Below are 13,996 nucleotides of genomic sequence, written 5' to 3'. Positions count from 1 at the left end.
GGCGCTTTTCTATACACAAATTTCAACTAATGGAGGTGTTTTTAATGAAAGAGATATGGAACTGGATACAATTAGCCTTTGCAGCTATTGGAGGATTTCTTGGATGGTTTCTTGGTGGCTATGACGGTTTTCTTTATGCGCTGATAGCATTTGTCGCAATAGATTATGTGACCGGAGTGCTCTGTGCCATTATTGATAAAGAGCTGTCTAGTGAAATTGGTGCAAAAGGCATCTTTAAAAAGGTGCTTATTTTTACATTGGTGGGTGTGGCCCATATTCTTGATACGCAGATACTGGGTAGCGCTGGTGACAGTGGTGGTATACTTCGAACTGCAGTAATCTTTTTTTATTTGAGCAATGAGGGTGTTTCTATTTTGGAGAATGCCGGACATATCGGACTACCTATCCCGGAAAAACTTAAAGAGGTTCTAGAACAGTTACATGGGCGCGATAGGAAAACTCCAAAGTCAGGTGATGAAATATGATTGATATAACAAAAGCTGCAACTGTTTTTATTGGCAGACGTGGTGAGCACCACTTTCGCAATCTTGAATTTGATGTCTCAAGTTTACTAGATGGAACATATCCAGGTGCTGCATTAAGTGCTATATACAAAAGGCCTGATAGTACTGCCTACCCGGTTGTCACAAACTATGCTGACGGTATTCTTACCTGGTCACCTAGTGCAACCGACACAGAAATCGTTGGTGTTGGTCAGCTAGAGATAAGGGTTACTTATGGCGATGTGGTTGGCAAAAGCGTCCGGATACTGACCATCGTTGAGGAGGCACTAGTAGATGGTATAGCTGAACCTCCTGATCCACCAGCACAGGAATGGCTCAATCAGGTTTTATCTGCCTTGGCAGAACTGGATATTAACCAGATAGATAATCTGTTAAATCTCATTTATAACCTGCTCAATAACAACTATAACCTGTTAAATACCACACACAACCGAGTAAATGATACTTATGGCTTGTTATCCACTACAAATGGTCTAGTCGACGATAACCATACTCTTTTGAACACTACTCATGACCTATTAGAGGATAACTTTTCCCTACTAAACACCACAAATAGTTTATTAAATGATAACTACAATTTGCTAAATACCACGCACAGTCTGATCGAGGATATGCGTGACACGTTATATTTAAGGACTGGTATTATTCTCAACCATTTACACCCAATAGAAACTGCTACTGCGCCGGATATGGTAAGCCGAAGAGGGGCTATCACTTTCACGAGCATAAATAGCGGTAACAATGTGGTACTTGGCTCGGTAACATATACTTTTGTTACATCCTTGGGTAGTCCAACCGCAAACAATGTGCAGGTACTGATCCAAGATACACTCCGCAATACTGTCAAGAAACTTGCTGGAGCTATAAGGGGTGTTCAAGATGTAGCGAATATTTCCTATGGTCCTGGAACAGTGCCGAACCCGATAAGCACAGGCTATTGGACGAGTCAGATTTTCTCCATTGGTGAGGTTACCATCCCTTCCGGTGAGAGTCTGTTCTTATTGGAAAGAGCGGAAAATGCGACAACACCATTAACTCTTACCTCTACTGCAACAGCTACGATCAATGCATTTGCCAGAGCAAGCTATTTAAGGTATGCGTTGAGCGGTAATCCTACCGGTGTTCGGGGACATTTGCACACGTTATTGCCAATCGGTAGCGTGGTTATAGGCGGACAGGGCGGATTGCTTTATCCAACAACTTATGATTGTCATTTAATTACCCTTTGCCGCCAATCGGATACAAGCGAAAAAGAGCTAGACTTATATATCTCTAACGATGAAGTGAACTTTACCAGAATCTCACGTAGCACACCTATCGGTGATGATACTTCAAATGCTGGTTTGCATACGCATATCCAAATGCGTCAAGGCAGGGTACCTTCCGGCTATGGATTGTATATCCGTATGGGAAGTGATGGCTCATCGGCAAATGCTTACTGTGATTTGAAGTTTACCTATCACTTATATCCTGTCAATCTTGCGACAGCCAACATTTGAATTTGAGGTGATTGTAATGAATTTACGTAAGTTAATATTAACGAACAATGCCTGCTTTAAGGCAGGTAGAACGATTGTACCGAAAGGTATTATGGTGCATTCCACCGGGGCAAATAACCCATGGCTGAAACGCTATGTTGGACCGGATGATGGTTTGCTTGGAAAAAACCAATATAACAACCATTGGAATCAAGATAAGCCAGACGGCCGTCAAGTTTGTGTTCATGCTTTCATTGGTAAACTGGCAGATGGAACAATCGCCACATACCAGACCTTGCCATGGAATCATCGAGGATGGCATGCTGGTGGTAACGCAAATGATACGCATATAAGCTTTGAGATTTGTGAGGACGGTCTTTCGGACACCACCTACTTTAAGAAGGTGTACCGGGAGGCCGTTGAACTTTGTGTATATCTCTGCAAACTCTATGATTTGACCGAAAAGAATATAATCTGTCACAGTGAGGGTTACAAGCTAGGCATTGCCAGCAATCACGCAGATGTGATGCACTGGTTTCCTAAACACGGCAAGTCGATGGATGATTTCCGCGCCGAAGTAAAGAATGCACTAACAGCAAGTAAGCCATTGCCGGAAGATATTATATATAGGGTGAGAAAAAGCTGGGGTGATGCCAAATCGCAAAAAGGTGCATTTAAGATACTTGAAAATGCAAAACGCAGTGCAGATGCGAACCCTGGTTATTCGGTGTTTGATGAAAATGGAAAAGTTGTATACTTGGGAAAATCTGCTCCGCCATATGAAGTATATACCGTAGTTAAAGGGGATTCCCTTTGGAAGATTGCTAAAGAAAAGCTTGGTAATGGTGAAAGGTATAGTGAGATTAAAGAACTTAATGGCCTAACTTCAAATATCATTTATACTGGTCAGAAATTGAAAATCCCTACTTAAGCAGGTGCCCTTGGAGGTCTTAAAACTTCCGAGGGCATTATTTTTTTCTAAACCGTCAGATTTCCTTTCCTCCCGTGGCTACCAGGTAGAGGGCAACAAATAAATCGCCCTTTGAAAGAGGTGAAGGACATGAAACACAATCTTAAAATCAGTGTTTCAAAAGAGCCACAGATAGGCGGAATCGTTACTTGCCGTAATGTCACCATAAGGGAGCGCATCCTACGTTTCCTCCTTGGAGATAAACAGCGTGTAACCATTCTAATTCCAGGAGATAGTGTCGAGGAACTTGCTATCTGTGAGACTACGAAAGGAGGAAATGACCTTGAGCAAAGTAAAGTTAATGCTTGATGTGGTAAACGATATGCGAAGTCTTGCAGACAGCATACAGGCAGTTTGTGATGCAATGGTGGAAAGTGATTCTGCACCCAAAGAAGTGCCTGCCACAAAGACAGAAACCGCAAAAGAGCCGGATATCCCACTTGAAAAAGTGCGTATGGTGCTTGCCGAAAAAAGTCAGCTTGGATTTACTGCCCAAGTGCGAGGCATCATCGGGAAGTATGGTGCTGACAAGTTAAGTGCCGTTGACAAGGCTTATTATGCTGACATCTTGAAAGATGCGGAGGTTCTTGGCAATGGGTAATCACGCAATATTATCTGCATCATCTTCACACAGATGGCTTCATTGTTTACCGTCGGCAAGGCTTGAACTTGAATTTGACGATGCAAGCGGTACTGCAGCAGAGGAAGGATCAGCGGCACATGCTCTCTCAGAACACAAACTGAAAAAGGCACTTCATATAAGGAGTAAGCGTCCTATATCAGAATATGACTCGGATGAGATGGAAGAATGTACGGATGCCTATGTTGATTTCGTTATGGAACAGGTGGAGCTTGCAAAGCAAATCTGCAATGATCCTATCGTCCTTATCGAACAGCGCCTTGATTTTTCCTGTTATGTGCCAGACGGCTTTGGTACTGGAGATTGTTTAATCATTTCAGATGACAGACTTCACATAGTGGATTTCAAATATGGCATGGGTGTGCTTGTAGATGCTGTGGACAATCCTCAGATGAAACTGTATGCCTTAGGTGCTCTTGAAATCTATGACAGCCTTTATGATATCAACGAAGTGTCAATGACGATTTTCCAGCCAAGAAGAGAAAATGTCAGCACATGGACTGTGCCGGTAGATGAACTTAAAGATTGGGCAGAAGAGGAACTTAAGCCAAAGGCAGTAAAAGCCTATAACGGCGAGGGCGAATATATTCCCGGCGATTGGTGTACTTTCTGCAGAGCATCCACCAGATGCCGTGCAAGAGCCGAAGAAAAATTAAGACTCGCACAGACCGAGTTTAAGATGCCACCGTTACTTACTGACAATGAGATAGAAGAGATTTTATTCATTCTCCCCGACCTTACTAAATGGGCAAATGAAATAACAGCATACGCAACAGACGCTGCAGTAAACCACGGCAAAGAGTGGAATGGTTTTAAAGTTGTGGAAGGTCGCTCGGTTCGCAAATACAAAGATGAAAATGTCATCGCAGAAAAAGCTGTGGCAAGCGGATTTAAAGACATTTACCGTAAGAGCCTTATCCCTATGACAGAGATGCAAAAACTGATGGGTAAAACCAAGTTTGAGGAAATTCTAGGAAGCCTCATTTATAAACCACCGGGCAAGCCGACTCTTGTTCCCAACTCGGATAAAAGACCGGCTATGAACGTAGCAGATGCAAAAAACGAATTTAACGAAATAATGGAGGATTAAATATTATGGCAAATAACACTAATAAAACAAAGGTTATCACAGGTGTAAACACAAGACTCTCTTACTTCCACGGATGGGAGCCAGTATCTATTAACGGCGGTGCTGAGAAATACAGCGTATCCGTTCTCATTCCAAAGGATGATAAAGAAACTATTAATGCAGTAAATGCTGCCATCGATGCAGCTATTGAAGAAGGTATTGCAAAGTTCGGTGGTAAGAAACCGAATAAAGCTACCATTAAACTTCCGCTCCGTGATGGTGATGTAGAGCGTGATGATGAAGCATATAAGGGGCATTACTTTATCAATGCCAACAGCATTACAGCTCCGCAGATTGTAGATAAAAGAGTTAAACCTATTATGGATCGCAGTGAAGTGTACAGCGGTTGTTATGGAAGAGTTTCTCTTAACTTCTATGCATTCAACTCCAACGGCAATAAGGGTGTAGCTTGTGGTCTTGGGAACATTCAAAAGATTAAGGATGGCGAACCTCTCGGTGGCAAGACCTCTGCAGCAGATGATTTTACTACTCTTGTAGATGATGACTTCCTTGCCTAAAAGGAACGATGACATTGCGGTGGTGGAGGTTTTCCCTCTGCCACCTTTTTTTCTTTTAGGAATGGAGGAGTGCTATGAAGAACTTGGAAATCGATATTGAATCCTACTCATCTGTTAATCTACAAAAGAGCGGAGTTTATCGTTATGTGGAGGCAGATGATTTTGAAATATTACTGTTCGGATATTCAATTGACGGTGGAGAGGTTATGGTGGTTGACCTTGTGAGTGGAGAAAAAATACCGAAAGAAATACTCGATGCCTTAACCGATGAAGAAGTAACCAAGTGGGCATTCAATGCTCAATTTGAGCGTATCTGCCTATCAAGGTATTTATCCGATTTAGGGATAAACCTTGACCCATTTCACGACAACCATCCACTATCAAAAGAACTAGCAAGATATCTAAACCCTGCATCCTGGAAATGTTCTATGGTGTGGTCTGCTTATATGGGACTCCCCCTTTCTTTGGAAGGTGTGGGTGCTGTTCTTGGCCTTGAAAAGCAAAAGTTGACCGAAGGCAAAGACCTTATAAGATACTTTTGTGTTCCGTGTACTCCTACTAAATCAAACAGTGGCAGAACTCGTAATCTGCCAAGTAATGATGAGGAGAAATGGCAGAGGTTTAAGGATTATAACAAGCGTGACGTTGAAACAGAAATCCAGATACAACAAAGGCTTATAAAGTTTCCTGTGCCAGAAGATATATGGGATGAATACCATCTTGACCAGGAAATCAATGATCGTGGCATAAGGGTGGATATGGATTTTGTAAAACAGGCTATTGCTATGGATGAGATTTCTCATGAAAAACTGATGTCAGCAATGCAGCAATTAACAGAACTTGATAATCCCAACTCGGTACAACAGATGAAAGGCTGGCTTTCCGATAACGGGCTAGAAACAGATACACTTGGTAAAAAAGCTGTGGCAGAGTTATTGAAGGATGCACCGGAGCCTTTGGCTGAAGTTCTTAAGCTCCGTCAGCAACTTGCAAAATCATCTGTAAAAAAATATACGGCAATGGAAAATGCTATTTGTGCAGATTCTCGTGCCAGAGGTATGTTCCAGTTTTACGGTGCAAACAGAACTGGCCGCTTTGCAGGAAGGCTTGTGCAATTACAGAACCTGCCACAAAATCATATGCCGGATTTAAAAGAGGCACGCAGTATAGTAAAAAGCGGTGATTTTAAAACACTTGAAATGCTCTATGAAGATATACCGGACACGCTCTCACAACTTATCCGTACAGCCTTTGTACCAAAGGTTGGCAATAAGTTTATCGTTGCAGACTTTTCTGCTATTGAGGCTCGTGTGCTTTCCTGGCTTGCAGGTGAGGAATGGAGAACCGAAGTATTTGCAAGCGGCGGTGATATTTATTGCGCATCCGCATCGCAAATGTTTAAAGTTCCTGTTGAAAAGCATGGTGTTAACGGTCATCTAAGGCAGAAAGGAAAAATCGCCGAACTGGCACTTGGATACGGTGGATCTGTTGGTGCATTAAAGGCTATGGGTGCGCTGGAGATGGGACTTGAAGAGGAAGAGTTGAAACCCCTTGTTAATGCCTGGAGAGCATCCAATCCAAACATCGTAAAGTTCTGGTGGGATGTTGATAGAATAGTTAAGAAATGTATTAAGGAAAATAAGTCACAGGAAACTCATAACATTAAGTTTCATTGCATGAGCGGAATGTTATTCATTGTTCTTCCTTCCGGTAGACAGCTTGCTTATGTAAAACCTCGTATCGGTGAAAATATCTTTGGTGGTGAGTCTGTGACTTATGAGGGTGTAGGCGGAACGAAGAAATGGGAAAGAATCGAAAGTTATGGACCCAAATTTGTAGAGAATATTGTTCAAGCAATCTCCCGTGATATTTTGATGTATGCCATGAAGACACTTAGAACGTGTAGTATAGTGGCTCATGTGCATGATGAAGTTATCATTGAGGCAGACCCTCGAATGGCAATAGATAGCGTATGTGAGCAGATGAGTAGAGTTCCTCCCTGGGCAAAGGGGTTGCTCCTTAATGCCGATGGTTATGAATGCGATTTTTATAAAAAAGATTAATTAAATCATCAGATTTCACCTCCCGCCGTGGCTACCAGGTAGGAGGTGTTTTTTTATGAAAATTATTGAAGTGAAAGATGGCTGTCCTATCAAGGGCGAGATTGAACCGATGACAGAAGAACAATTACAAAATGAATACGACTTTTATATAGCAGATAGCATTGTTAATATGCTGCATAAGGAAGGCAAGATTACGGATGATGAATTAGAGAAAATTTCCGTATTAAATAGGAAGAAATTCTCTCCAAAGTTAGCCGAGATAATGCCCTGAAACACTTGCTATTATTGCCTTTTAGAGTGATATATGTAATAGCAGAAAGTGAGGTGAGATGATGAAAAAGATAACGAAAATAGATGAACTTCCCAGATCACAGCTATCTAAAAACAAACTTCGAGTTGCCGCTTATGCTAGGGTTTCAACGGATAGTGATGAACAACTGGTAAGCCTTAAAGCTCAGCGGGAACACTATGAAAACTATATTAAATCCAATCCAGAATGGGAGTTTGCCGGACTTTATTATGACGAAGGGATATCAGGTACCAAGAAGGAAAAACGACCTGAACTTCTCCGGATGATTCGTGATTGTGAGAATGATAGGATCAATTTTATCATAACCAAATCCATCAGCCGTTTTGCACGAAATACCACGGATTGCCTAGAGCTGGTAAGGCACCTAATGGATATCGGTGTTTATATTTATTTTGAAAAAGAAAATCTGAATACGGGTGATATGGAAAGTGAATTGATGCTTTCTATTTTATCTGGGTTTGCTGCTGAAGAGTCTGCGTCAATATCGCAAAATACTACATGGTCAATTACTAAGAAATTTCAAAACGGCAGTTACATTATTGGCAGCCCTCCTTATGGTTATGCAAATGTTAATGGTGAGATGGTTATTATTCCAGAGGAAGCTGAAGTAATAAAACGCATTTTTACAGAGTGCCTTTCAGGTAAAGGTGGAAGTGTTATTGCAAAAGGTCTGAACAGGGATAAGATTCCTGCAAGAAGAGGTAATCATTGGAGTTCAGGTACGATAATTGAAATGCTCAGAAATGAAAAATACAAAGGCGATGTCCTTTTTCAAAAGACATATACAGACAGCAACTTCAACCGTCATATTAATAATGGCGAGAAGGATCAGTTTTACTGTAAGAATCACCATGAGCCTATTATCAGTAGAGAAGTATTTTCTAAGGCTCAAAAGCTGATAGCAGAAAGAGCAAAGAGTCGTAATAATTCCTTTGCTAAGAATGCCTATCAAAACAGATATGTACTGAGTGGAAGAATAATCTGTGGAGAGTGCGGTTCCAAGTTTAGGAGAAAAACAAATTATTCTGTTGGTAGAAGTTATATAGCCTGGAGTTGCATAGGGCACATTGAAGACAAGGACAGTTGTTCCATGCTATTTTTACGTGATGGAGAGATAAAAGCCACATTTACAACGATGATGAATAAACTGGCGTTCAGCAGAAAGATAATCCTAGAGCCACTTTACAATTCAATAAACAAAATTGACGAAGAATGTGACCTTGAAAGAATTGATGCCATAGATAAGCGCATGGAGCAATTAACCGAAGAACGCAATACTCTTATTGGACTTATGACGAAAGGCTTTCTTGAACCAGCGCTTTTTAACAAAGAACGAAGCTCCTTGGATATTGAAATTAAAAATCTTACTGCTGAGAAGACGAATCTAGTAATGTCATTTACTAATGGTACTTCACAGGCAGACGAGATAAAGTTACTTCTTGATTATGTGGCGAAAGATAAGTTTGATGGCGATTATACAGAAGAAGCATTTGAAAAATTTGTAGACAACATTATTGTAAATTCAAGGGATGAGCTAACATTTATAATGAAATGTGGTCTTTCCCTTAAAGAAAAGGTGGTGAGATAAATGGCCTATGTACCATACGGATATACAATTACGGATGGGGTTGTTACTGTCGATGAAAAGGCAGCAGGTCAAGTAAAGGAGTTCTTTGAAAAATACATATCAGGACTATCCCTTACAGTGGCTGGCGAACAGGCAGGTATTGAAAAGACCCATTCAGTGATGGGACGTATATTAAAAAATGTCCTTTATCTCGGGAATGATATATATCCAGCAATCATAGATAAGGAAACATTTGATAAGGCCGAAGAAGTTAGAAATAAACGTGCTAAGGACTTAGGAAGGATTGTAGAGCTTGCGGCTTTTACCTCCCCCTCCCCTATAGAACGATTTAAGATGAGAAAGGCAGAAGAAAAACTTCCAAATGAGCCTATAGCACGGGCAGAGTATTTATATAGTCTGATAGAAAGCGAGGTTTAATATGGCAGAGAAAAATATAACTGTAATTCCAGCACGAAAAAGAGTTGGAAGTACAGCCGCAAAAGAGATAATAAAGAAACTGCGTGTTGCTGCCTATTGCCGTGTTTCTACAGAAACTGAAGAACAGAATTCAAGCTATGAGGTGCAGGTTGCACATTATACAGAGTTTATTAAGAAAAATACTGAATGGGAGTTTGCAGGCATATTTGCAGATGACGGCATATCTGGCACTAACACAAAAAAACGTGAAGAGTTCAACCGTATGATAGATGAGTGCATGGAGGGTAAAATAGATTTAGTTATTTCCAAGTCCATTAGTCGATTTGCTCGTAATACTCTGGATTGCCTAAAGTACATTAGACAACTCAAGGAGAAGAACATATCGGTATTTTTCGAGAAGGAGAACATCAATACAATGGATGCCAAGGGTGAAGTATTGCTTACCATTATGGCATCTCTAGCACAGCAAGAAAGTCAGAGCCTTTCGCAGAACGTTAAACTGGGACTTCAATACAGATATCAACAAGGAAAGGTACAGGTCAACCACAAGCGTTTCATGGGGTACACAAAAGACGAAGACGGCAATTTAATAATAGTTCCTGGAGAGGCAAAAATCATTAAACGAATTTATAGAGAATACCTTGAGGGCAAAAGCCTGGCGGGTATTGGTAGGGATCTTGAAAAGGATGGTATTTTAACAGCTGCCGGAAAACCAAAGTGGAGACCAGAAACCTTAAAGAAAATCCTTACGAATGAGAAATACATCGGTGATGCACTTTTGCAAAAGACCACTACAGTTGATTTTCTTACAAAGAAAAGGGTCAAGAATGAAGGTCATCTCCCGCAGTATTATGTTGAAAATAACCATGATGCTATTATTCCAAAAGAACTTTTTTTACAAGCACAGGAAGAGCTTCATCGCCGGAATAACATTTACACAGGTGAAGACAAGAACAAAAGGATTTACAGCAGTAAATACGCTTTGAGCTCCATAACCTTTTGTGGCGATTGTGGTGATATTTACAGACGAGTTTACTGGAACATTCACGGTAGAAAAGAAATTGTTTGGCGATGCGTAACAAGAATCGAGCAAGGCCCCGAAGTTTGTAAGAGCCGAACAGTAAAGGAAGGCGATTTATATGATGCTGTTATGACCGCCATTAATAGATTACTTGCTGGCGGTGACAACATGATAAAAACACTGGAAGAAAACATTCATGCAGTAATCGGTGACGCTACAGAGTATCAAATTTCAGAGATTAACACCTTGCTTGAAGAAAAGCAGAAAGAGTTAATTAGCCTTGCGAATAAAGGGAAAGACTATGAACCTCTTGCAGATGAGATTGATAACTTGCGTGAAAAACGGCAGAACCTTCTTGTGGAGGATGCATCCTTAAGTGGAGAGAATGAGAGGATCAACGAGCTGATAGAATTTATCCGCAACAATAAATACCGTACCCAAAGATATGATGATGCACTTGTAAGAAAGTTAATACAGAATGTTACTGTTTACAATGACCACTTTGTAATATGCTTTAAATCTGGCATTGAAGTTGAAGTATGAAAAAAGGAACTTAGATGGCCCATGACTCTAACGTAGAGTTGTGGGTTTTTCTTTTGGTTTATAATTGTAGCAATATTGAAAAAACTATTGTTATTATCAACCAAATGGTTTATAATATATTTTAGTGTAAATTGGAGGTGCTGTATGACTACGGCAGATATGATTAAGCAACTATGTGAACAAATGAATATTAGCGTCGCGGAACTTGCTAGACGTATTGGTCAGACTCCACAGAATTTCAATAAGAAATTAAAACGTGAAACTATAACCTTGGATGAGTTGAAGGCTATAGCCGATGTATTGGATATTAAGTTTGAGCAGGCGTTTATTTTGCCTGATGGCAATGAAATAAAGACAGGCAATGAGTAAAGGAGGCGGTCTAATATGATGATCAGTCCAGAAAGTTATTACGAAGAGTATCTTAAAGGAAAAACTAAAGAACAGATAATGACCGCTATCCGGGGACTTAAGCAAGAAATAGGTCGTCTAAAAAACTCAATGGAAAACCCGCATGGTGGCATTAAAACTGTTATGCATCCAAGTGAAGATACTCGCCTACACTGGAATCGTGAATATTTAGAGAAAGCCAAAGAAGCCTATGCTGAAGCTGGTGGAACGTATACCTTATCAAAGGCAGAAGAAAAGGCAGCTGACTTTGATGCAAATATAGATGCCATCAGTAAGATAACCTTTAGCATTGGAGGTTACTTTGGTGGCTATAGTAATTATGTTGTAGAACTAACTGATGAATTGAAAGCCTATACAAAGTTATGGGAAGATGAAGAACCTCTCTCATTATGGGATGAAGATAACCAGGAGCCGTGTACAAAGGATACTTTTATAGTTGCACTTAAAGATCTTCATATCGGTGAGTGGCGTAGACGATACTCAACAAAGCGTTTCGGATACATGGTACTTGATGGTACACAGTGGGAGCTGGAATTTGAATATAGCAATGGCCATAAATCGGTAAGCTTTGATGGTGATAACTCATACCCCTATAACTTCGATAAATTTCAGATGTTATTTGGTATCGATGTTACTGAGGAGGACGAGGATGAGGATGAGTAGATTTGATTGGGTAAGGGAGGAGCAACCTTGGAGATAAACAATATGAAAGCTTTATCTTATGAAGAGTTACGATCATTATATAAAAAATTCTTACATAGCCTGAACCTTTCCAAATCAACAGTCAGCACTTCTTACTCTGATTCCTTCTATCTTTGGAAAAAAGGGAGTAAAGAGCTGTTCTGGAATGTAGTGACATCTACTGATTTTGAGAGTGATGCAAAGGAAGAGTTATTAAAAGCTCTTTCTAATAACTCGACCGGTAACGTTGTTTCACTTGTTAATAGCTACTTATCTCATTTAAGAAGGTTTCGTTTATTTTTGTCATCAGATGGGAAATTAGTTCCAGTTGAGAATAGAAAACAAATCACAGAAAAGCCAAAACATAAGAGTAGAGAAATAATAATCAACAAAATGTATGTTGGAGGCTATTTGTCTGAGGGCGATAATATAGGTCATGAAATAATTAACTTATATAAGGCTGATGATGGAAAGAACTATATTTATCTGAATTCACAAGGAACAATAGAATTATCTCATGGAGAAAGTTGTATAACCGTTTTGTTGGTACGGAAATTTGCCTCGAAAACATATAAAATACTAGCGAAGGCAGAGGGTGTTAAAATTCTTGATTTTGCCGACAGTAAACTTACGCGAAAAGAGAGATATCAAGGGCAAGTTGAATTAGGGCTGACCTATGGTGGAGTAAGCCTTGTTGATTTATTTAATGAAAATTCATATCAAGGTAGCCTTGAAGAAGAAAAAAATGCTTATACTACGTTTGTTGCGGATAGGGTTATTAAGCCAAAAAATCAGATTTATATTACAGACGATGAATCTGTAAGTGGAGATAACACTTTTTTCATTCGTACAAATAAAGGATTTGGCAAACAAACATTAAGAGAGTTCTACAACGAAAATGAAAAGCCGGATTCCTTTGCTGATTTGAATCAGATAATTGAGGCCAAAGAGCTATGGGAAGATACTAATACGACCCAAGCAATTTCTGAATTGCCAAAGCTACAAAAAGATCCACATTTCAATTTCCTTAAAATAATTAAGCAGGAAGACAATGAACTCGCTTTTTCCAATATGCTTGCTTACTTTTTCAATATAAATAGAGAAGCTTTTTCTAAGTTTGCGCATGAAGTTTTATCTATCAAGATACAAACAGATTTCAACATAGAGAGAGAAAAGAGAAATATTGACCTGCTAATCTCTGACAAAAACAATGCCATTGTAATAGAAAATAAAATCAAATCAAGCATCAATGGTATTGATGACCGACACGATATTTACAGTGATAAGGTACAATCACAGCTTAAAAAATACTATCAACAAGTCACAACTGATGATGAGTATCGCAAGAAATCTGTGAGTTGCTTTATTTTTTCACCTAATTACAATCGCATTGAATTAAGCAAGTTTTCGTGCGGTGAAAAGTATACTGTCATTTATTACAGAGAAATTTATAATTTCTTTATTGAAAACAGGAGCCTGTTTGATGATGTGACTTATTTTGAAGATTTCATTAATGCAATGCATAAGCACACAAAGGACTACGATAATGATTTAGAAGAAGAAATGCAAAGAAGATTTCTAAATACTATTTACAAAGCAAAAAAGGAGTAAAGAGACCGTCGTCTGTGGAGATATATTATTTTCAAAGATGTCATCAGATGGAAAATGATATTACAGCAAATAAAATATTGGTATTGCCTTGGATT

General features: G+C 39.6%; 15 protein-coding genes. All 15 read left to right on the top strand.

Annotated features, from left to right (window positions below; all coding sequences use genetic code 11):
* Positions 1–44 precede the first annotated feature (44 nt).
* The 15 genes from CLO1100_RS17245 (at position 45) to CLO1100_RS17175 (ending at position 13,901) form a co-directional block, all read left to right on the top strand.
* A complete protein-coding gene (locus tag CLO1100_RS17245) occupies positions 45–485 on the top strand; it encodes a phage holin family protein (protein ID WP_014315054.1) in 441 nt (146 codons plus the stop codon).
* Positions 482–2,023, top strand: coding sequence for a hypothetical protein (locus CLO1100_RS21170; protein ID WP_014315053.1), 1,542 nt, complete (start codon positions 482–484; stop codon positions 2,021–2,023). Before CLO1100_RS17245 ends, CLO1100_RS21170 begins: the two co-directional genes overlap by 4 nt.
* Positions 2,024–2,114: 91 nt before the next feature.
* A complete protein-coding gene (locus CLO1100_RS21365; protein WP_347455844.1) occupies positions 2,115–2,933 on the top strand; it encodes an N-acetylmuramoyl-L-alanine amidase in 819 nt (272 codons plus the stop codon).
* A gap of 129 nt (positions 2,934–3,062) precedes the next feature.
* Positions 3,063–3,281: a hypothetical protein gene (locus tag CLO1100_RS17230; RefSeq protein ID WP_014315051.1), complete on the top strand. Its 219-nt coding sequence runs from the start codon at positions 3,063–3,065 to the stop codon at positions 3,279–3,281.
* On the top strand, positions 3,256–3,573 hold the full coding sequence (locus CLO1100_RS17225; RefSeq protein WP_014315050.1) for a hypothetical protein: 318 nt from the start codon (positions 3,256–3,258) through the stop codon (positions 3,571–3,573). The genes CLO1100_RS17230 and CLO1100_RS17225 overlap by 26 nt, the downstream gene beginning before the upstream one ends.
* The gene (locus CLO1100_RS17220; protein ID WP_014315049.1) at positions 3,566–4,702 is read left to right on the top strand and encodes a DUF2800 domain-containing protein; all 1,137 of its coding nucleotides are present in this window, start codon (positions 3,566–3,568) and stop codon (positions 4,700–4,702) included. The genes CLO1100_RS17225 and CLO1100_RS17220 overlap by 8 nt, the downstream gene beginning before the upstream one ends.
* 5 nt (positions 4,703–4,707) lie before the next feature.
* The gene (locus CLO1100_RS17215; protein WP_014315048.1) at positions 4,708–5,259 is read left to right on the top strand and encodes a DUF2815 family protein; all 552 of its coding nucleotides are present in this window, start codon (positions 4,708–4,710) and stop codon (positions 5,257–5,259) included.
* A gap of 74 nt (positions 5,260–5,333) precedes the next feature.
* A complete protein-coding gene (locus CLO1100_RS17210; protein ID WP_014315047.1) occupies positions 5,334–7,322 on the top strand; it encodes a DNA polymerase in 1,989 nt (662 codons plus the stop codon).
* A gap of 55 nt (positions 7,323–7,377) precedes the next feature.
* Entirely contained in the window at positions 7,378–7,593 is a 216-nt protein-coding gene (locus tag CLO1100_RS17205; RefSeq protein ID WP_014315046.1) for an SHOCT domain-containing protein, read from the top strand.
* A 61-nt stretch (positions 7,594–7,654) separates the two neighbouring features.
* A complete protein-coding gene (locus tag CLO1100_RS17200) occupies positions 7,655–9,220 on the top strand; it encodes a recombinase family protein (protein WP_014315045.1) in 1,566 nt (521 codons plus the stop codon).
* Positions 9,221–9,637, top strand: a complete 417-nt coding sequence (locus tag CLO1100_RS17195) for a recombinase (RefSeq protein WP_014315044.1) — start codon at positions 9,221–9,223, stop codon at positions 9,635–9,637.
* A 1-nt stretch (position 9,638) separates the two neighbouring features.
* The gene (locus CLO1100_RS17190) at positions 9,639–11,201 is read left to right on the top strand and encodes a recombinase family protein (protein WP_014315043.1); all 1,563 of its coding nucleotides are present in this window, start codon (positions 9,639–9,641) and stop codon (positions 11,199–11,201) included.
* Positions 11,202–11,345: 144 nt separating this feature from the next.
* Positions 11,346–11,570: a helix-turn-helix transcriptional regulator gene (locus tag CLO1100_RS17185; RefSeq protein ID WP_014315041.1), complete on the top strand. Its 225-nt coding sequence runs from the start codon at positions 11,346–11,348 to the stop codon at positions 11,568–11,570.
* A 15-nt stretch (positions 11,571–11,585) separates the two neighbouring features.
* Positions 11,586–12,272, top strand: a complete 687-nt coding sequence (locus CLO1100_RS17180; protein ID WP_014315040.1) for a hypothetical protein — start codon at positions 11,586–11,588, stop codon at positions 12,270–12,272.
* A gap of 27 nt (positions 12,273–12,299) precedes the next feature.
* Entirely contained in the window at positions 12,300–13,901 is a 1,602-nt protein-coding gene (locus tag CLO1100_RS17175) for a PD-(D/E)XK nuclease family protein (protein ID WP_164493066.1), read from the top strand.
* The last annotated feature ends 95 nt before the right edge of the window (positions 13,902–13,996 follow it).

It is taken from the genome of Clostridium sp. BNL1100 (assembly GCF_000244875.1).
Classification (GTDB): domain Bacteria; phylum Bacillota; class Clostridia; order Acetivibrionales; family DSM-1351; genus Ruminiclostridium.
Note: the sequence above shows the minus strand (reverse complement) of the source record. Positions and strands in the feature narration are given on the sequence as shown.